At 45.2% G+C, this 20,557-nt stretch carries 18 protein-coding genes, 1 tRNA gene and 1 pseudogene; 7 read left to right on the top strand and 13 right to left on the bottom strand.

The genetic code is table 11. From position 1 onward, the window contains the following. Window positions 1–14 precede the first annotated feature (14 nt). The 7 genes from Q338_RS04970 to Q338_RS04945 form a co-directional block, all read right to left on the bottom strand. Complete coding sequence (locus tag Q338_RS04970) at window positions 15–4,130, bottom strand: RecQ family ATP-dependent DNA helicase (RefSeq protein WP_211249426.1); 4,116 nt, start codon at window positions 4,128–4,130, stop codon at window positions 15–17. A 60-nt stretch (window positions 4,131–4,190) separates the two neighbouring features. Beyond that, window positions 4,191–4,793: a 3'-5' exonuclease family protein gene (locus Q338_RS14990; protein WP_211249425.1), complete on the bottom strand. Its 603-nt coding sequence runs from the start codon at window positions 4,791–4,793 to the stop codon at window positions 4,191–4,193. A gap of 203 nt (window positions 4,794–4,996) precedes the next feature. Next, window positions 4,997–5,362 carry a roadblock/LC7 domain-containing protein gene (locus Q338_RS04965; RefSeq protein WP_002641846.1) on the bottom strand — a complete coding sequence of 122 codons (366 nt, stop codon included), beginning with the start codon at window positions 5,360–5,362 and terminating at the stop codon, window positions 4,997–4,999. Window positions 5,363–5,386: 24 nt separating this feature from the next. Beyond that, entirely contained in the window at window positions 5,387–6,043 is a 657-nt protein-coding gene (locus tag Q338_RS04960; protein WP_034292621.1) for a hypothetical protein, read from the bottom strand. Between the two features lie 4 nt (window positions 6,044–6,047). Next, window positions 6,048–6,584: a GTP-binding protein gene (locus Q338_RS04955; protein ID WP_034292651.1), complete on the bottom strand. Its 537-nt coding sequence runs from the start codon at window positions 6,582–6,584 to the stop codon at window positions 6,048–6,050. A 20-nt stretch (window positions 6,585–6,604) separates the two neighbouring features. Then, the gene (locus Q338_RS04950; RefSeq protein ID WP_034292619.1) at window positions 6,605–7,771 is read right to left on the bottom strand and encodes a DNA-binding transcriptional response regulator; all 1,167 of its coding nucleotides are present in this window, start codon (window positions 7,769–7,771) and stop codon (window positions 6,605–6,607) included. 4 nt (window positions 7,772–7,775) lie between these two features. Beyond that, window positions 7,776–9,242, bottom strand: a complete 1,467-nt coding sequence (locus Q338_RS04945; protein ID WP_051968500.1) for a tetratricopeptide repeat protein — start codon at window positions 9,240–9,242, stop codon at window positions 7,776–7,778. Between the two features lie 277 nt (window positions 9,243–9,519). Between Q338_RS04945 and Q338_RS04940 the strand changes: the two genes are divergently transcribed. Continuing rightward, a tRNA-Phe gene (locus Q338_RS04940) sits at window positions 9,520–9,595 on the top strand. Between the two features lie 92 nt (window positions 9,596–9,687). Here Q338_RS04940 and Q338_RS04935 read toward each other — a convergent pair. The 3 genes from Q338_RS04935 to Q338_RS14380 form a co-directional block, all read right to left on the bottom strand. Then, window positions 9,688–10,605, bottom strand: a complete 918-nt coding sequence (locus Q338_RS04935; RefSeq protein ID WP_034292615.1) for a WG repeat-containing protein — start codon at window positions 10,603–10,605, stop codon at window positions 9,688–9,690. Between the two features lie 43 nt (window positions 10,606–10,648). Continuing rightward, window positions 10,649–12,193 carry a murein biosynthesis integral membrane protein MurJ gene (murJ, locus tag Q338_RS04930; RefSeq protein ID WP_034292612.1) on the bottom strand — a complete coding sequence of 515 codons (1,545 nt, stop codon included), beginning with the start codon at window positions 12,191–12,193 and terminating at the stop codon, window positions 10,649–10,651. Between the two features lie 453 nt (window positions 12,194–12,646). After that, window positions 12,647–12,790 (bottom strand): hypothetical protein, encoded by a 144-nt coding sequence (locus Q338_RS14380; protein ID WP_156961035.1) that lies wholly within the window; start codon window positions 12,788–12,790, stop codon window positions 12,647–12,649. Window positions 12,791–12,865: 75 nt separating this feature from the next. On the opposite strand from Q338_RS14380, the gene Q338_RS04925 reads away from it, so the two are divergent. The 3 genes from Q338_RS04925 to Q338_RS04915 all read left to right on the top strand — a co-directional run bounded on the left by Q338_RS04925 (window position 12,866) and on the right by Q338_RS04915 (window position 15,430). Continuing rightward, window positions 12,866–13,732, top strand: coding sequence for a hypothetical protein (locus Q338_RS04925; protein WP_034292646.1), 867 nt, complete (start codon window positions 12,866–12,868; stop codon window positions 13,730–13,732). Window positions 13,733–13,750: 18 nt separating this feature from the next. Next, window positions 13,751–14,752 carry a biotin synthase BioB gene (gene bioB, locus Q338_RS04920; protein WP_034292610.1) on the top strand — a complete coding sequence of 334 codons (1,002 nt, stop codon included), beginning with the start codon at window positions 13,751–13,753 and terminating at the stop codon, window positions 14,750–14,752. Window positions 14,753–14,893: 141 nt separating this feature from the next. Beyond that, window positions 14,894–15,430, top strand: a complete 537-nt coding sequence (locus Q338_RS04915; protein ID WP_034292608.1) for a hypothetical protein — start codon at window positions 14,894–14,896, stop codon at window positions 15,428–15,430. 62 nt (window positions 15,431–15,492) lie between these two features. On the opposite strand, the gene galE is transcribed toward Q338_RS04915, so the two are convergent. The 3 genes from galE to trmB form a co-directional block, all read right to left on the bottom strand. After that, the gene (gene galE, locus Q338_RS04910) at window positions 15,493–16,509 is read right to left on the bottom strand and encodes a UDP-glucose 4-epimerase GalE (RefSeq protein ID WP_034292606.1); all 1,017 of its coding nucleotides are present in this window, start codon (window positions 16,507–16,509) and stop codon (window positions 15,493–15,495) included. A gap of 166 nt (window positions 16,510–16,675) precedes the next feature. Then, on the bottom strand, window positions 16,676–17,977 hold the full coding sequence (gene mltA, locus Q338_RS04905) for a murein transglycosylase A (RefSeq protein ID WP_034292603.1): 1,302 nt from the start codon (window positions 17,975–17,977) through the stop codon (window positions 16,676–16,678). Between the two features lie 40 nt (window positions 17,978–18,017). Then, a complete protein-coding gene (gene trmB, locus Q338_RS04900; RefSeq protein ID WP_034292644.1) occupies window positions 18,018–18,719 on the bottom strand; it encodes a tRNA (guanosine(46)-N7)-methyltransferase TrmB in 702 nt (233 codons plus the stop codon). A gap of 104 nt (window positions 18,720–18,823) precedes the next feature. Between trmB and ybeY the strand changes: the two genes are divergently transcribed. The 3 genes and pseudogenes from ybeY to Q338_RS04885 all read left to right on the top strand — a co-directional run. Further along, window positions 18,824–19,327, top strand: coding sequence for an rRNA maturation RNase YbeY (gene ybeY, locus Q338_RS04895; protein WP_034292601.1), 504 nt, complete (start codon window positions 18,824–18,826; stop codon window positions 19,325–19,327). A gap of 58 nt (window positions 19,328–19,385) precedes the next feature. Then, window positions 19,386–20,222 (top strand): HlyC/CorC family transporter, encoded by an 837-nt coding sequence (locus Q338_RS04890; RefSeq protein ID WP_034292599.1) that lies wholly within the window; start codon window positions 19,386–19,388, stop codon window positions 20,220–20,222. A 115-nt stretch (window positions 20,223–20,337) separates the two neighbouring features. Beyond that, a pseudogene (locus tag Q338_RS04885) lies at window positions 20,338–20,557 on the top strand (IS4-like element ISAba33 family transposase); the annotation flags it as partial.

Raw genomic sequence — 20,557 nt, 5'->3', positions numbered from 1 at the left:
GCCTAAATATTCATTTACCGCCGCAAATACACAATCGGCAACACAATCCGACTCGTTTCATCATTTTCTTTGTTGTGCCACAACACAATAAAATTGACTTCCGCATGGCTGATTTGATAGTATGATTGTTGATAATGCGCTAATTTTTCACGGAATTTTTTGGAAAAATACAAAACCGCATTGCCCGATAAATCACAACATTTTTCCCCGTCCGCCAATAATTTATCGCCAGCCTGCAAAGCCCGAACAGCACGCGCACATGCCGCGAAACGCCCCAGATTCACATCACCATGATTCAAATACAAAGCCAATTCACGTGCTGGCGCAATCGCTTCGCCACGATAAAACGGGATTTCTGCACCCACATTGGCGCACATTTTGTGCAAATGGGCGTGATTGGCGAAAATGCACAAATGCGATTTGGCGCGCGAAAATGCCACATACAGCAAACGTTTTTGTTCATCTCTTTCACAGGCTGCCTGATTCAAATACACCAAAACATCATCGTATTCGCGCCCTTTGGCTTTGTGTATGGTGGAAACGTGTACGCTTGCCTGATGGGCGCGGTCAAAATTTTCCAATGCCGATTCTTGAACAAAATTGTACCAATCGGAAACGTATTTGGTTTTCGGGTGCGTGTGTTCAAAATCGCCCAATAAATTGTTTAATAAAGACAAATGTTGGCTGCGCGAAAAATGCGTTTGGGCGCGTTGTTTGGCGGTTTGCCACGCGATTTCGTCTATCACGGCTTTCCCATGCAAAGCCAAAAAATGTTCAAACACGCGCACTTCCAATAAATCGTGTACGCGAAACCCGTCATTGCCTTGCACCAATTTGCAGGGGATTTGCGCCTGTTTCAGTTCGCCAGCCAGCCAAATGGCTTCTTCATTGGTGTGCGTTAAAACGGCAACACTGTGCCCTTGTGCGGCTTGCACTTTGTCCAGCAAAAGCGGCAACACGCTGCCTGAAAACGCCACATATTCTACTTGCCCCGTTTCCGTTTGTACGGCAGCAACGTCATTTTCTTTTAAACGCTGACTGATGTGGCTGGCAAAATGATTGCAAAATCGCACAATTTCGCTTTTGCTGCGGTAATTTGCCAACAATTCGTATTTGGTCGCGCCAAAATCGCGCAACAAAGTTTGCATATAATGCGGACTTGCGCCCATAAAATCGTAAATCGTTTGGTCGTCATCGCCAACGGCAATCACGCGCATGTCTTCGTTGTGTGCCATCAATGTTTTGACCAATTCAAATTGTGTGGCATTGATGTCTTGCGCTTCGTCCAGCACCAAAACCAGTTTGGCAATGCGCGTGCTTTCCACTTCGCCCGACTGAATTTTGGCAATGGCTTGGGCGATGATGTCATCGGATTGCTGCAAATCGCCCACACGCCCCAGTAAATCAAAACAGTAAGAATGAAAAGTTTTGATTTCCACATACGCTGCCGCATTGCCAATCAAATCAAACAGGCGCGATTTAAATTCATGAGCGGCAGCACGCGAAAACGTCAGCATCAACAGTTGCTCGTGTTTGACATCTTCCAGTTGATACAAAGATGCCAATTTGTGTACCAACACGCGCGTTTTGCCACTCCCTGGGGCGGCAAACACGACAATGTGCTGGCTTTGATTATCTTGAATAATCTGCCTTTGTTCGGGCGACAAATTGCCAAACCATTGTTCAAAACGCGCTGCGGTCATATTGCGTTTGAGCGATTCGCTTTCTTGGGCGGGAAAATAGTGGCGCAAAAATTGGCGATAATCCAAACTGAAATAATCGCGCACCAATTTTAAGGCAGCCTGAACGTCATTCATCATCGTTTGCGCGTATTTGCCAACGATGTGAATTTGCTCTTGGCGCATTTGGTAATAATGCGCGAGCTGGGTGTAATCGTCTTTGGTGTATTGTTTGCGGTTGTCGGCAATCAGGCGTTGAACATGTAAGCGTTGATACACGACCAAAAAGCCGCCTTCAATTTTCAACAAATCCATGCGCACCAAATAAAACAACACATCTTCCCATTCTTCCAAAGTGGCGATGTCGCTCAAATTTTGTTGGGCAAACGCTTTTTGCAAACCACCCAAAGAAAATTCCACATACGCCAAATCGGGATTTTCTGCGGCAGCCTGATGAGACAAATCGCGCAAATCGTGCAAATAGCGCACCGCAAATTGCGCCAAAAAATGTTTGCGTTCCAGCCATTGCGCCACATCGGGCAAGGGCAATTTCATGGCGAGTGCGATTTCATCATATTGCGTTTCCGCGCGACCCAGCCAGTTTTTGATTTTCCAAAAAGCCAGCAAAGATTTGATGATTTTCGGATTGGAAAATTTCAGGCTGCCTGAAAACAGTTGATTCAAGGCTTTGTAAGACGTGTGCAAAACCCCATCATGTTCTTTGAATTGCGCCAACAACGCCCGCTCCAAATCCGCCAAATGCGACAAGCGCGTGATGACATCTTGGCTGCGCCCATTGTGGCGAATGAAAGCTCGTAAATCCTGCTGGTCAGCCAAAATCCCTTCCATGCGCAACCACGACACGATTTTGACCACCGTTTCCGTTTTCAAACCCAACACGTCTGCCATGTAATCCACACGCGATTCGGCTTGTTCGTCTGTGGCGTGGATTTGGCTGCGTTGCGAAAACAGCTTTTTGATGACGCGCACGGCATGGCTTTTTTGGTCGGGGTGTATGATTTGAGATTGGGCGATTTTTTCAATCGCTTCTTGGGCGTTTTTTGCCAAAATGCTGTTGGCATAGACGCACGGCATATTTTGTCCGCGTTTGACGTAGCCCGCATTTTCCAACGCGGCAATGGCGGTTTTGACGCGCGTTTCAATTTCATCAATGTGTTCGTCTTGCCAACCTGCTTGTTTGGCGATATTGAGCGCGGATTCGGTGATTTGGCTGCGTTTGCCGCATAAATCTTTAATGGCTTTCCAAATTTGGTTGATTTCTTTTTGGGAAATTTTGGTTTGGTTCAACAAAATAAAATGCTTGTCCAAATCTTCAAGCTGAAACAACACAAAACAGGCAGCCTGAATCTGTTCATCGCGCCCAGCACGACCTGCTTCTTGCACATAATTTTCCAGCGAATCGGAAATTTCATAATGCACCACCAAGCCCACATCTTTTTTATCCACGCCCATGCCAAAGGCGGAAGTCGCCACCATGATTTGCGCTTCGCCCGTCATAAAGGCGTTTTGATTGGCGATTTTTTGTTCATTTTCCATTTTGCCGTGATAAGGCAGGGCGGCGAAACCGTCTTGCATCAATTGTTGCGCCAACTCTTGCGTTTTTCGCGTCCGTGAAACGTAAACAATGGTCGGGCAGTTGTGTTGCTGAATCAAATGGCGCAAGGTTTGGTAGCGTTCATCATCGTTTTTTTGGGGCAAAACTTGGTAATGCAAATTTTTGCGTCCCACATCAGCCGCAAAAACCTGTAAATCCAAATCCAGATTTTTTTTGAAATACTGTTTAATGTCTTCAACCACTTGCGGTTTGGCGGTGGCTGTGAAACAGGATACGGGAATGGCGTGTTGTTTATGCGTTTGAATGCGTTGAATGAATTCGGCAATGTACAAATAATCCACACGAAAATCCTGCCCCCATGCGGAAAAGCAATGCGCTTCGTCAATCACAAAACGCGCCACATTGCGCCCCAAAATCAAATGCTCAATCGTGCGCGACCGCAAACTTTCGGGCGAAATATAGAGCAGGCTGGCTGAACCGTCTTGCACGCGCTGCACGGCTTTTTGGCGTTCAATCGGGTCAAGCAAGCCGTTAATCGTAACCGCTTCGGTGATGCCGCGCTGTTCCAGATTGTCCACTTGGTCTTTCATCAGCGATTGCAGGGGCGAAATGATGACGGTCAAAGCCTTGCTGTGTTCGCCCGCCATTAAAGCAGGCACTTGAAAAGTAACGGATTTGCCACCGCCAGTCGGGAAAATCGCCAGCAAAGATTGATGGGCAATGGCGGCTTGGGCAGCCTGCGCTTGGAGCGGTTTGCCGTTATATTCGCGGAAACTGGGGTAGGCGAAATATTTTTGCAAATGGCGTTCCGCGTTCAAATGGGTTTGGCAATAGGGGCAATGTTCCGCGCAAGGTGTGCCGCGAATTTGGCGCAAAATGCTTGCCAATTCAGGGTGTTGATGCGTAAGCCATGTGGGGGAAATGCTGTGGCGTTGTTAGCAATGAATCAGGCTCAATGCGTACGCCAGCGCGGTGGGGTGTTGCGTGATGATGTCATCAAGTGGTGCGTGATGACAAATGTGTTCGTGAAAGGTTTGGTGAATGAGTTGGGCGACATCATTGCAGGCAGCCTGAAAACCCATAGACCGAAAAAAGGCGGCAAAACCGTTGGTTTGCCCCAATAATTGATAAAAAATGGTTTGCAGATTTTCAGGCAGCCTGAAAAAAGCCTGTTGTTCGCTGTCCAATAAATCTCTTGTAATGAAACAATCAGTTAAGGGATTATTGGATTCGTCAAATTGGGTTTTGTAATCTTTGTCCAGCGCGTGATAGGGGCGCGCTGGGAACAGCAGAGGCGACAAGAGCAGGGTGTCAATCACATCGTGCGCGTGAAAATTGAGTTGTGCCAAATGCGCTTGCAAATGGGGGAAATCGTGGTGCAGAAAATGGTGTCCACAAAGAAAATCGGCAGCCTGAATGGTATTCAGCAGTTCAGGCAGGTGGGTAGTGTGAATGTGCTGTTGCCCACAAATCGCGCCCATGTCCAGAATATGGCGATTGTCTCGGTCGGTTTCTAGGTCTATGTAGGCGATTTGCATGGTTTTTCCTTTGATATACGCCACTCTCAACACTCAATTATAGTGAATTCAATTTAAACCAGTAACAGCATTGCCAGCTACCTTTGCCAAATGTTTTGTCGCATATTTAGGCAGCCTGAAAGCAAAAAAGTGCCACCATCACCGCCCTATTCTCATAGACTGGTTTTGGTTTGCACTTTTTTGACTGCTTAATAACAACCGAATTATTTGGTTACATCAATGATACTGCGTGCAGCGCGGCGAGCGTCCAACAAAATCAAGCCCAATTTCGCGCTTTCTTTTGCAGTTAAGCACAATACATTTGTGCCACCAGCTTGAATCAGCAAAGTGTAACCCAGTTTACCTTTCACGATAACCTGTTCCAATTCGCCACAAGCCAATTCTTGCGCCGTGCGATTACCCAAAGCCAACAAAGCTGCAGACATCGCACCAATACGGTCGGCATCAATATTGGCTGGCAGTAAATGCGCCACAGGCAAACCATCAGTAGAAATCACCGCAGAAGACGTAATATCTACTGAAGAACTATTTAAATCACTTAATATAGATGTTAAAAGTTGTGCATGCATTTTATGTGTCCAATCAAATTGTTATTAAGCAGCCGCACCAAAACCAGCGGGGTCGTTGGTTTGATAAAGCAAGCGCACCAAAGCCACAAATGCTTCTTTGTGGAGTTGTGGCGCACCACCCGTTACCAAAATAAATTTGGCGTCATTAATGTAAATGGGGAAGAAAGTCAATTCACTTTGTCCCGTTGGGTCGCACAAACCCCACGCATTCTGATAAATATTCAGATTGTTTTTAATCAACAAAGCGTGGCGTTCCGACAAACGAATGGCTTCATTTGCCAATACTGCCACTTCTTCCGCCGCTTCATGATTGAAACCCGCATTGGCAAAATAAAAGCCATCTTGGTCAATCAATAATGCTTTTTTACTGTCAGACAAATGGGGTAATAATTTTGCCAAAGCCGTGTCGCTGGCAGGTGGCAACTGTGCTGGCGTGTCCTCGCCATACAAAAACTCCAAACGCTGCAAACGATACAGCAAATTCAATGCTGCCGCTGTGTCGGTGGTTTCAGCCCATTCCAACAATTTTTCAGTCGTCAAAATCTCGCTGCCTGAAGACTGCAAAATATTGGACAACAGAGTGCGGCTGGCACTTTCATTTTTATTGGCAACCGCATAAAACGCCCCTGCAGGCGTAATGCGCGGATATAAATTCGTTTGTAAAGACAGATTTGAATCCATGTTATTACACCTCTAAACCAGGGTCAATTTGGAACAACATAGCCGTAACCAGTTGTTTCACATCTTCTTCATTACGGGCATCTACTTCAAAAATAGGTGCAACCAAACCATGTTGAGACAAATATTTTTGGTAAACATCAATCCCAGGCACAGCGCGAATGTCCATTTTGGTTACACCAATCACAACAGGCGCAGTTTTCAGCAAATCAGCAAATGAATCCAAGAAGAATTTTAAATCTTTCAAAGGATTAGCACGAGTGTTATCCAACAGCAAAATCAAACCCATACTGCCTTGACTCAAAATATCCCACATGAAATCAAAGCGTTCCTGCCCAGGTGTACCATATAAATGCACTTTGGTATTTTCATCTAACTGAATCAAGCCATAGTCCATTGCCACAGTAGTATAGCCTTTACGTACAGATGTCATATCTGATGCGCTGGCATCGGTTTGGATAGGTGGGTCATCAGACAGGGCAGCAATCGCGGTAGTTTTGCCCACACCAACTGGTCCTGTAAAAATAATTTTATTTTCTACCAACATGATTCTATGCCTTTTTGTTATTTGCTAAGTAATTTTCTCATCAAGCGACCGAGTAAACCTTCTTTTTTCGGTGCTTCCGATGTTTTGGTGCTGGTTTCGCTGCCTGAACGATTACTGCTTTCATGGCTGCTGGACTCAACTTTCATCGTGGTTTGAGATGAAGACGCGCTTGCTGCTTCTGCCACTTGTTGCGTAATGGTCAAATAATCGGTCAGATAAGTGGCGGCAATGTAGTTCAAAATATCTGCCATATCCAAAGGCATCATTTTGTACAACATATTCAAACTAACCGATGTTTTCGTTAAAAATGCAGACAAACGCATGGATTCAGGCAAAGGTGCTAAACGAGTCAAGTTTGGCCAATATTTCAAACGGAACACGGTATTTGGATTCAACGGATGAACCAAACGACCATTTGCCGTCCAAACAGCGACTTGCCACATACATGATACCACGGTGGCATTGGCACGTTCTTGAATTTGGCTGCCTTCAGAGATGATTTTCACCTTAATATTCGACTGTTCTTGGCGGCACAATTCTTTCAATAATTTGGAATCAGGCACCCAAACACGTTGCACAGCAGGGAATACTGCCAATACAGGTTTGTCGTTATACACAATCACCGTATCTTTGTTGTGATTTAACAACTCACGGAAGCGACCCAACAAACCACTGCGTGGGTCAAAACGCGGAATCGTTACTTCAGCAGCGCGTGCAGGCTGCTGTGCGTGTTGCGTAGCCGCATGACCGTGGCTGCCTGAAACCGCAGAACTTGCACCAGATGGCGATAAAGTTGCCGAAGCGCGTGGCTGTGCTGCCGCACTTGGGTGCGACACCCACACACCATTACCTTGCAATAAATTACGCAAACTTAAGAACAAGGTATCAAATTTAATTGGTTTAGACAAATAAGGCGCGGTCAAACTCGGTGGCGTTTTTGAGAAATACACCACCACGCTCTTGGGATAATCGGTTTTGGCACGTTGCCAAGCTGCAACACCTGTTGCACCATCGGCATCCACAATCACCATATCAGGTTTTTCGCCTGCTTCATCTGGCCCAATAACCTGATAATTTGTCGTGCTGTGCATTTTAAACGCCATTTTAAACATGGCTTGTTGCTGTTCATCCATCGCAACAAACAGCAACTTCACCGTTTTCACTTGCGGAATATTATTATTCATCGTCTTAGTTTCCAAATGAGCCATTATTAAAACGTTGCAGTAATTGGCTCATTGCCAACACCACTTCTTCAGGTAAAGTTTGAATTTGCGAACGCAATTCTTGCAACAATTTCTCCAAGCGTTCCCATTCTTCAGCGCGTTCATACAAATCAAACAATGCAACATACAACTGTGATTCTTGCGGATACGCTTTGATGGCACGTTCTAATAAATCCAAAGATTGATCTAATTGACCGTACATCAACAGCGATTCGGCTTCTTTCAAAGCGCGTTCTGCAGGTGTTTTCGCTTCCACATTAGAATCCACCACTTCGCTCACCAAATCACGATGACGCGCTTTTTTCTGACTGGCACCCAAATCCAAAAAGCCATTTTGAATACCAATTTCACGCAAGGCTGTTGCATCCGCGCCTGCTGCTTCCAAGCTACCAAATACAGGGTGTTCACCCAAAGTGTAGCCTAAACCCAACATGCGCTCTTTTACCTGACGACCACTTTGTCCCAAATTATGATACAAATGCCACAAATGTTCAGCAAAATTATTCACATTTTTGGCCTTGAAATCCAAAGTCAAAGCGTCAATTAACAAAGCTGCAGGTTTGGTAGAAGTACGAATGGCTTTATTCAAAAATTTGGTTGCCAATTCATAAGATAATGCGCCTTTGAGCAATTTTACACTTTCTTCAGGATTCATAAAGGACAATACTGCGCCTTTTTCATCTTGTGTGATTTTGCCCAAAGTGGCTTCACCCAATACCAAAGGTTTGCGTGGAATGGCTTTGGCAGCCTGCGCTGCTTCTTTGCTTTTGCCCAAAGTTTTTGGACGTTCAGAAGTAGAGCTGGTGGTAGGTGCCTCGGTTTTTTCGCCAATTTCTTGAGCGGTTTTCTTCACACCCCAACCCAAACGGCTTTCTGCCAATACTCGCAAACCCAAATGGTTAGCATCCAATGCCAAACCTTTTTTGATGTAGTCTGCCAAAATTTCATTGGGGAAAGCAGCCTGATATTGTGTTAATGCTTCAGCGATTTGGTCAACTTTTTTCGCTTCCAGCCACAAACCCACCAATTCAGCGATTAATTTGGGTGTTACTTTATCAGGATAATTTTTCATATACACTGACAAAGATTCTGCTGCTTTTTCGTGATAACCAAATTGCTTGTAAACATTAAACTCGGTTAAAGGGTCTACTTCTTGTACTGATACTTTGGTGTCATCAACGACATTATTGGAAACGGAAGCGGTAACGCCCCATTCCCCTTCTTCTACTTCAGATGTTTCATCTTCATCTTTTTCGGTTTCATCATCGTCATCATCGTATTCTTCGCGGCGAGAGGCTTTCCCTTTTTTGCCCCCTTTTTTCTTGCTGCCGCCCGATGATTCGCCGCTTTGCTTTTTCTGCCACCAAAACACAACAGCCGCAGCAATAAACACGACAATCGCCACCAATATCATTGGATTATCTTCAAACATAGTTCCTCCAAGCTGCGAATTGAACTAAAAAAATCAGCATATTACTTCCATTCTCAAAGCAATAAAGTTATCCCAAACAAAGCAATTACTTTATACCAAAATTCAAATGGATTGCATTTTAGCACTTTTTAACTAAGTAGGGAATTTTTCTTTACAATCCACTTTAATTCTTGAGTAGATTGAATTTATTTCCATAGATAACACAATCAATTATCGCCAGTAAGCCACTTTTAACTTGCGTAAAGTTATGTTTTTTGTTTTAATACGAGACTTGATTGGTCGGATAGCTCAGTCGGTAGAGCAACGGATTGAAAATCCGTGTGTCGGCAGTTCGATCCTGCCTCTGACCACCAAAATTTTACATCACCCAAATGGTTTACACCATTTGGGTGTTTGTTTTTTCAGGCTGTCTCATTTTTGTAGAGTAATGAGGCAGCCTGAACAATCATTTCACAGGTTTTAAAACACGTTTTTCATCTTCAAAACCATTGTCAAAATGGTACAGATTACCCAATCTATCCGCCACCAGTTTGACTTCCCAATGTGTGTTTGGGAAGGCATGATGTGGTTGATAAATGCGATATTGACTGATTTCATAATAGGGAAAATGTGCGCTCGGGCGCGCCGAAATCGCGTAAAACAGATTTTCTTCGCCATCGTCCAATTGTGTTTTGAAACGGGTAATATTCGCCATAATTTTGTTTTCCAAAGCATTTTCTACTTTCAATGGCATGGGATAATACAAATGACCTATTTGAATATCGCTATCGGCTTCTGGTTTCAGGCTGCCTGAAATGCGTTCGCCGCGTTCGTTAATCACAAATTCATCTGCGCCTTCGTTTGCTACATAGAGAAATTTTTCGCAATCATCGGGGGCAATACATTGTTTATTCACTTTGCCAATGATTACATTGGCGTAGCCCAACTGAAATTGTCCCGCGTTATCGTATTGTGCAGCAATGATTTTTTCGCCATCACGGTTTACAAAACCGATTTTGCCATTTTCCACAAAACGGCGTTTGCCCTCGCTCCATAAATCTAAACCATTGTCAAACCATTGAGCATGATAGAGAAATTTGCCATCACGATTGTACACGCTGCCTGCAATAGAAACGGCTGGCGAACTGGGTTCTGGCAAATTATCGGGTCTGCCCAAAAATTCAATTTCGTATTGATGGTTGGCAATGGGGCGTTGGTAGCGTCCCCAAAGTTCCGCGAAACGGTGTTTTGCGGGAATGATGATTTTGCCTGCACGATTTTTCACGCCCACCAAGCCGCTGTTTTTGTCCACAAAATAGTGTAATTCGGCGGAGTGGGCGTGGTTTAAGGCAAATAATAAAATCAGTAATTTAACGAATTTCATGATTTTTTATCAAAAAATCTTTCAGGCAGCCTGAATGGTTCAATCAATGCGCTTCCGAACGCTTAAAATCACGCGGTCGGAAACCCAGCACCCCCAAAGTCGCAAAATACAACACCATCGCCAACACAATCAAACCCATCAATTGCAGGCTGCGTACCATGCCGCCGACTTCTTCCCAGCGATAAGGCAGAAATTGTTGGGCAATAAATAATCCACCCGCCATCACGCCCAAAGCAATCGCCAATTTCACAATAAAAGTTCGCCAACCTGTTTTGGGTTGGTAAATTTGCTCTTGCTTGAGTTTGCGTAATAATAAGCTCATATTAATGGTCGCACCCAAGCCAATCGCTAAAGCCAAACCCACATGTTTCAATTGCCAAACCAGTAATAAATTAAACAATTGCGTGCCTGCCAATGAAATCATGGCAATACGCATGGGCGTTTTCACGTCTTTACGCGCATAAAACGCGGGCGCCAGTATGCGTACCATAATCATGGGCAGCAAACCTACTGCGTATGCCATCAGCGCGTATTGGGTCATTTGCGCGTCATATTGGCTAAATTGGTTATACATAAACAAAGTGGCAATCAGGGGATATGCCAACACCGCCAAACCCACCGCCGCAGGCAAAATCAACAGCATACACAGGCGCAAACCCCAATCCAACAGCGCGGAATATTCAGTCATATTCTCGGTGGCGGCGTGTTTGGATAGGGTGGGCAACAAGATAGTCCCCAATGCCACGCCTATCACGCCCGATGGCAATTCCATCAAACGGTCGGCGTAATACATCCACGATACGCTGCCCGCCACCAAAAATGAAGCAAAAATCGTATTAATCACCAGCGAAATTTGCGCCACCGATGAACCAATAATAGACGGTATCATCTGTTTCATCACCCGATTCACCGCCGCATCGCGGAAATTCAGTTTGGGGAATTTAAGAAAACCCAGTTTCCACAAATAAGGCAACTGAAACGCCAATTGCAAAATCCCCCCCACAAACACCGCCCAACCCAAAGCCATAATCGCTGGGTCAAAATACGGCACAAAAAACACGGCAAATACAATAAACGAAATATTCAAAAACGTGGGCGTGAACGCTGGAATGGCGAATTTACCGTAAGTATTCAAAATACTGCCGACAAATGATGACAATGAAATCAACAAAATATACGGAAACACCACGCGCAACAAATCCACCGCCAAATCAAAACGCGTGCCATCGCCTTGCGTAAACCCTGCGGCGGTCGCCCAAATAATCGCGGGCGCGGCGAGTATGCCAATCGCAGTAACAATCGTCAACGCAAACATCAGCATACCTGCCACATGTTGCACAAATAATTGTGTGTTTTCAGGGGTTTGATTTTGTTTGTAATCGGCAAGTATGGGGACAAAGGCTTGCGAAAACGCACCTTCGGCAAAAATACGGCGCAATAAATTAGGCAGCCTGAACGCCACCACAAACGCGTCCATTGCCATGCCCGCGCCGAAAATTCGCGCCACAATCGCGTCGCGCACAAAACCAAGTACGCGTGAAATCATGGTCATGCTGCTGACTTTGGCGAGTACGGAGAGTAAATTCATGATGATTTTTTGGGGGAATAAAAAAGCGGTATTTTAGCGCGGAATGCGTTTTCAGGCAGCCTGAACGTACACGATAAAAATAAAAGTTTGCCTACGGCGTGCGCTCTGTCGCCGCGCGGCGACTTACTTTTTGGAAAAGTAAGCCAAACAAAAAAATAATTTAAATTCAAATGGTTTGAAATTTTCAGGCTGCCTGAAATATTTTTTGTTTTTTGTGAATAAGATGATTGGGATTTTTGTCATTTCGCTTACTTTTTTAACATGAATGTTGGAATAAGCAAAATAAAATATTCAATGAAAATAAAGGACTTGCGTAGAATATGTAGGGTGCGCCGTGCGCACCGAATTGCTACAAAAAATGAAAATTGGGTGGCAATTTTGGTGCGCACGGCGCACCCTACGATAATTTTTGCCGCATATTTTCAGGCAGCCTGAAAATATTGGGAAAAATGGCTAATCGTGGGGCTGTGCAGCGTGGTACGCGGCACAACGCGTGTTCAACGTAATGGGAATAATGGCAAATTTGTCTGTTTTCAGGCTGCCTGAACGCGCACATTTGCCATTTTGCGTATTTTTCGCTATAAAGCGTTTGCTCAACCGATTGGCGGTAGGCTCAAATGTTCTACATTGCGCAGAAATTTGATTTTTTTGATTTTTATGGAAATTGAAACCATGTTATTTTTGATTTGCAGTATTTTGGCGAGCGTGTCGGTGGCGGCATTGCTCAAAGTGGCGCGACAACGCGGCTTGTCCATTGAACAAATGGTGGCAAGCAATTATGTGATTGCCACGATTTTAACCATCGCCTTTTTGCAGCCGCAAACGCAACTGGGCAGCCTGAATTTTTCAGGCAGCCAAATTGCCCTGTTTGTGGCTTTGGGGGTGTTGTTGCCGACCATTTTTATTGCCATGGGGCGTTCGGTGGCGGTGGCTGGCATTGTCAAATCGGACGCGGCGCAACGCCTGTCGCTGTTTTTGCCCGTGTTGGCGGCTTTTACGATTTTTGGCGAAACCATTTTGCCGCACCGTTTGGTGGGCTTGATTTTGGCGATTTTCGCGCTGCTGTTGGTGCTGCATAAACCGCACAACAACACCGCCACCAGCGAACAAGGCGCAGCAAAATGGTTGCTTGCTGTGTGGTTGGGTTATGGCGTGATTGATATTTTATTCAAACAGTTATCCAAGCAAGGCGCGGCATTTTCAGGCAGCCTGTTGGTGGTGTTTGTGCTGGCGGGGGCGTTGATGTTTGCATATTTATTGAGCAAAAACACACTTTGGCACAAAAACAATTTGCTCGCTGGCGCATTGCTGGGCTGCCTGAATTTCATGAACATTCTGTTTTACATCAAAGCCCACCAAGCGTTTAAAGACAGCCCCACTCTGGTGTTTGCAGGCATGAACATGGGCGTGATTGTGTTGGGTACTTTGGTGGGCGGATTGGCATTTCACGAAAAAGTGAACAAATTAAATTACTTGGGCGTGATTTTGGCATTGTGCGCCATTGTGATGTTGTATTTTGGGCAAATTTTATTCCAATAAAATCAAGGAGAAATCATCATGACACAAACTTTATCCCCCATCGCTTTTCGCCGTGCGCTGCCTGAAACCCAGCCGCACGCCACCGCACAATATTGGCGCAAATGCCAAGTGGAAGAATTATTCAATCAACCTTTTTTGGAACTCGTTTTTCAGGCAGCCAGCGTACATCGCCAGCATTTTGACCCACAAAAAATCCAATTATCCACATTATTGTCCATTAAAACAGGTGGTTGCCCTGAAGATTGCGAATACTGCCCCCAATCCGCGCATTACCACACAGGCGTGGAAAAACAGGCTTTGTTGAGCGTAGAAGAAGTGGTCGCCAAAGCCAAAATTGCCAAAGAACGCGGTGCAAGCCGTTTTTGCATGGGCGCAGCGTGGCGAGGCCCCAAGCCTGACGATGTGAAATTGGTCAGCGAAATCATCAAAGCGGTCAAAGATTTGGGTTTGGAAACTTGCGGCACATTCGGCATGTTGCAAGAGGGCATGGCAGAAGATTTGAAACAAGCAGGCTTGGATTACTACAACCACAATTTGGACACCGACCCCAGCCGCTACAACGACATCATACACACACGCCGCCACGAAGACCGCATGGACACGCTGGGCAAAGTGCGCCAAGCTGGGTTGAAAGTGTGTTGCGGTGGCATTGTCGGCATGAACGAAACGCGCCCCGAACGCGCAGGCTTGATTGCCAGTTTGGCGAACCTTGACCCGCAGCCTGAAAGCGTGCCGATTAACCAGTTGGTCAAAACCGCAGGCACACCATTGGCACACGCCGAAGATTTGGATTGGACAGAATTTGTGCGAACCATTGCCGTGGCACGAATTACCATGCCACAAAGTTTCATCAGATTAAGCGCAGGACGCACCGATATGCCCGAATCGGTGCAAGCGATGTGCTTTATGGCAGGGGCAAATTCCATTTTTTATGGCGACAAACTGCTCACATCAGGCAACCCCAATGAAGACAGCGACCAAGTTTTGATGAAAAAATTGGATTTATTGGCTTTGCAATAAACAAAAAACATTTCAGGCTGCCTTTCCGTCACAACAAAACAAATGTATAGTGAATCTGGTGCGCACGGCGCACCCTTCAATCTGTTGTACTGAAAGGCAGCCTGAAACCCTATATCATATTGATTTTAAGAAAGGTATGTTATGCAAAACACATTGGATAATGAAACCAAACGAGCCATTTTACAGCGCGTTCACAGCGAATTAATGCAAGGCAAAACGCAAATAGATTGGCAAACGCAATTTATGATGACCGAGCAAAATTATGCGAAACATATTCAAAGAGTTAAAAAAACCATGATGAAATTTGGCTCAATAGGTTTAATTGTTGCGCTGATTTATTTGACGGTTTTTATGTCGTATTCGCCGATGATTGTTGGTATCAGCCTTTTGGGTACGATTTTGATTTCTTTGATAATCATGTGGCTGGTATCTGCAATGATACGGAAACAAGCAGTTGGGCAACTGGGTATGGAGCATATTCGTTTGAATATGGACACGCAGAAAATAGAATGGCTGGGGCATAATCAGCGTGTGGTTTACGCGCAAAAATTTCACACCCACGCGGAAATTCACGCTTTTTCATTACCCGATAACGCTCAAGCACAAGATATTGAATTACAAAATAAAATTCAAAATATCATTAGCCATAAAGCGGGTGTCCGATTTATGAATGTGTGATGGTTCTTTTTCAGGCTGCCTGATTGCTGGATTTGAACCAATCAGGCAGCCTGAAACTTGACTCAATCATCATACCCATTCGGATTATGGGACTGCCAACGCCAAGCGTCCGCCATCATGGTCGCCAAATCGCGTTCGGCACGCCAGCCCAATTCGGTAGCGGCTTTGGCTGGGTCGGCATAGCACACGGCGATGTCGCCAGCGCGGCGTGGTTTTATCGCGTATTTCACGGTTTGCCCAGACGCTTGTTCAAATGCTTTCACAATGTCCAACACGGAATAGCCCACGCCTGTACCCAAATTGTAAATGTGAACGCCTGCCGTTTTGGCTTTTGCGTCAAGGGCTTTCAAATGACCCATCGCCAAATCCACCACATGAATGTAATCGCGTACGCCTGTGCCGTCATGGGTTGGATAATCATCGCCAAATACGGACAGTTCCGCCAATTTCCCTGCCGCCACTTGGCAAACGTAGGGCAGCAAATTATTCGGTATGCCGTTGGGTTGTTCGCCAATTTTGCCGCTTTCGTGTGCGCCAATCGGGTTGAAATAGCGCAATAAAATCACGCTCCAACGGCTGTCGGCTGCCTGTAAATCCATCATCATGCGTTCCATCATGTATTTGGACGTGCCGTAGGGGTTGGTTGTGCCGCCTGTGCGCGTGTTTTCGGTGATGGGGACGACTTCGGGGTCGCCATAAACCGTTGCCGATGAGCTGAACACAATGCTGAACACGCCTGCTTTTTGCATTTCTTCCAGCAAAATCAGGCTGCCTGAAACATTGTTGTCGTAATAACGCAAGGGTTGCGCCACGCTTTCGCCCACCGCTTTGAGCGCGGCAAAGTGCATGACGCTGTCAATGGCGTGCTGCGAAAAAATCTGTTGCAACAAAGTTCTATCGCGAATATCGCCTTCGTAGAATGGGGGCGTTTTACCTGTGATGTCGGCAATTCTGTCCAAGACTTTGGGCGATGAATTGGACAGATTGTCCAAAATAATGGGTGTGTGTCCTGCGTTCAGCAATTCCACAACGGTGTGTGCGCCAATAAAACCTGTGCCGCCTGTTACCAAAATATTCATGATGATTTCCTTGTTTTAAAATTAAAAATATGTTCAGGCTGCCTGAAAGTACACGACAAAAATATATTGTAGGGTGCGCCGTACACACCAAATTTACTGAAATCTTTTAATTATTCAATCATTTTGGTGCGTAATACGCACCCTACATTTTCAGGCTGCCTGAAAATTATTTCGGCATAAGCCCATTGGGCAACAATTGCCATACATAGCCCTGATGTTTCATTTTCCCAGCCGTCTGCCCTGCTTCATAGCCAAAGCCCCAGAAATAATCCACACGCACCGCACCTTTAATCGCGCTGCCTGTGTCCTGCGCCATAATCAGGCGATTAAGCGGCGTATTTTTACTCGGGTGGGTGGTGGCGACAAAAATTGGCGCACCCAAAGTAATGTATTGCTTATCCACCGCGCCCGAAAATTCCGCTTCCAAAGGCACACCCAATGCGCCAACGGGCCCATCGTTTTCGCTGCCTGTACCTTGTTTAAAGAAAATATAACTTGGATTTTGCCCCAAAATTTCGGCTAATTTGCTGGGATGATTCGCTAAATACGATTGTATCCCCTGTGCCGAAGCCTGATTCAAAGACAAATAACCCCGTTCCGCCATATATTTCCCAATAGAAACATAGGGGTAGTCATTTTTATCTGCATACGCCAAACGCAAATATTGCCCATTATTCAATCGCAAACGCCCCGAGCCTTGCACATGTAAGAAAAACAATTCCACAGGGTCATTCGCATACGCCAAAATCGGGGCTTTGCCATTGAGTGCGCCACCGTTGATTTCGGGGCGCGTGTGATACGGCACAAATTCACCGCCGACAAATCGCCCTTTCAATGCCGTACTGCGTTCACTCAAGGGAAACGCCGCCAAATTCGCCGTATGTGAACCCGATTCGCTCACCACACCGCGATTTGCCGCAGTCGGCGACACGCGCAACACGCCGCCATACGCTTTTTGCGCGGGCGTAATCGGAATGCTGACAAAATCATTCGGCACGCCATAAATCGGGAAACGCGCTTGTGGCGTTTGATTCAGGCTGCCCCCCAACACGGCTTCGTAATAACCCGTAAACAAACCTTGCGTTTTGCCATTTTGCGCCACTTGCCAAGGGGTAAAATATTGTTCAAAAAAGGCTTTGGCTGCGGCGGCGTCATTTTCATTGATTAAACTGGCTTTGTTGCACACGGCAGTCCATGCTGCTTGTTTTGCCAATTTGTCGCAACCCAAGCGAAAGGCTTTCAGGCTGCCTGAAAAGGGATTATTGTGCCAATTAGGCAATTGTTGATAAGAAACAACGGTATAACTTGTATCACCCGACTGATGAACATAGCCCACAGGCTGCGTTGCGCCAATGGGCGGCTGAATCTGGGGCTGTGGCTGGGTGGCGATGGGTTGCGGATATTTATTGGTACACGCCGCAATCATCGCCGCCACGCCGCTTAAAATAAGTAATGATTTGATTTTCATGATGTTCTCGTTAGATTGAATTTTCAGGCAGCCTGCAAAATTATTTTTTGGTAAACACCAAATCCCACACCCCATGCCCCAAGCGTTTGCCACGCGCTTCAAATTTGGTTTCGGGGCGATAATCGGGCGTAGGCGCATAATCGGTAGCGGTGTTCTGCAGGCTGCCTGAAAAATGGTTCAATACTTCAAGCATTTGTATCGCATATTCTTCCCAGTCGGTCGCCAAATGAATATAACCGCCTGATTTTAATTTTGGTAACAATTTTTCCACAAAAGGAATTTGGATTAAACGCCGTTTATTGTGGCGTTTTTTGTGCCAAGGGTCTGGGAAAAAAATATGAATACCATCCAAACTATTGTCTGACAACATATTTTCTACCACTTCCACCGCATCATGACGCATGACTTTAATATTGCGGATATTTTGCTCCACCATCAATTTGCACAAATTACCCACACCTGGTCCATGCACATCAATGGCAAGAAAATCTTTTTCAGGCAGCCTGCGTGCGATTTCGGCGGTCGCAACACCCATGCCAAAACCAATTTCTAAAATTTTCGGATTATCGCGTCCAAATTTATCATTTAAATTAATGGGTTGATTAACAAAATCCACACCGAAATCTGCCCAATTATCATCAATGGCTTTTTGTTGCGCGGCGGTCATGTGTCCTTGTCGCAGCACGAAAGATTTAATGCTGCGACGATGTTCTGCGGGGATATTTTCTACTTCGTTTGTCATGTTTTTGTTCACAATTTCGTTTAAAATGGCGTGAATTATAGACGATGGCGTGAATTTTTGTAACAATTCATGTGTTTAATTAACCCTTCAGGCAGCCTGAAAACATGAAAAAGCAAACCAAACATTTTCCCTTTTTACAGATTCAAAAACAAAGATTTTCCCTATATTATCAAAATGATAGCAGCGAAAAAAACCTGCCTAGCGAAAAACAATTTTATCAATGGATTTGGCACGCGCTGAAAAATTTTTACCGTTACGCCGAAATCTCCTTGATTTTATTAGACGAAACAGAAGCGCAAAGCTATAACCGCGATTATCGTGGCAAAGATTATGCTACCAATGTCTTGAGTTTTGCCCACAATGAAGGCGAATTTTCTTTTGTAGAACAAGATGATGTGTTGCGTGGCGATTTGATTATTTGCCCACAAGTCGTGGCAAAAGAAGCGGCGGAACAAGGCAAATCATTGCACGACCATTTCGCGCATTTAACCCTACACGGCACACTGCACCTGATGGGCTACGACCACATGACAGACGATGAAGCGGAAGAAATGGAAAGTTTGGAAACACGCCTGTTGGCACAATTAAATATTGCCGACCCTTATTAATTGGCTGGACACAAGGCAGCCTGAAAAACCCCCTAATTATCAATAAGAAAACACCATAATGGACAACCACAAACCCAGTCTTATCAATAAATTATTTGGCAAACTTTCAGGCAGCCTGTTGCCTGAAAACATGGACGCGTTGCGCGAATTATTGCGCCAATGCCATGCACAGGAAATGTTGGACAGCGACACTTTGGCGCGTTTAGAAAATGTGTTGAAATTCAATCAAATGCAGGTGCGTGATGTGATGATTAGCCGCGCCCAAATGGACGTTATCAAAACCACCGATTCTATTGAACGGATTATGGCGTATGTGGTGGACACGGCGCATTCGCGTTTCCCCGTGATTGCGGACGATAAAGACCATGTGATTGGCATTTTGCACGCCAAAGATTTGCTCAAATTCGCGCTCAATCCCGAGCAATTTAAGCTGGAAAGTTTAACCCGCCCTCCTGTGTTTGTGCCTGAAGGCAAGTCTTTGACCATTTTATTAAAAGAATTTCAAGAGCAACACAATCACATGGCAATTGTGGTGGACGAATACGGCGGCATTTCAGGTTTGGTTACTTTTGAAGATTTGATGGAAGAAATTGTCGGCAAAATTGAAGACGAATTTGATGAAGAAGAAGATAATATTTTTCCTGTTTCGGCAGAGCGTTGGCAAATTAAAGCAACGACAGAAATAAATGATTTTAATCAATATTTTGACACAAATTTTAGCACAGAAGAAGCAGATACCATTGGTGGTTTAGTCATTCATGAATTGGGGCATTTGCCTGTGCGTGGCGAAAAAGTGGTGGTGGGCGATTGGCTGTTTACGGTGGCGCGCGCGGACAAGCGGCGTTTGCATACTTTAATGGCGATGCGTGTGAAAGCTGATGGGGCGGCGGAATAATATAGATCTCGCACTTTCAGGCAGCCTTTCAGTACACGACAAAAAAAGTACAATAAAAAAAGAAGTCCGCATCAATTCAGTGGTATCGTATTAATTTTCTCACGACTAATCCAATATGACTGAATTGAGCGAACTTACCCATATCGTAACCAAAACTTTCAAATGGCACAAGAGCCACGTTATTGTTTTTGTGTATTTATTGTGCACCATTGCCATGCGGCAGACCTGTAATTTGAGCAAATTGGCAATGTTTTTCCCTGATGCCAAAGCCACAAGCACCTCTTCCTATCGCCGTATCCAACGGTTTTTTAAGGAAGTTGTGTTTGATTACGACG

The sequence above is a fragment of the Alysiella crassa DSM 2578 genome (genome assembly GCF_000745955.1).
Classification (GTDB): Bacteria; Pseudomonadota; Gammaproteobacteria; order Burkholderiales; family Neisseriaceae; genus Simonsiella; species Simonsiella crassa.
The sequence above is the reverse complement of the archived record's forward strand: the minus strand, read 5'-3'. Positions and strand labels throughout refer to the sequence as shown.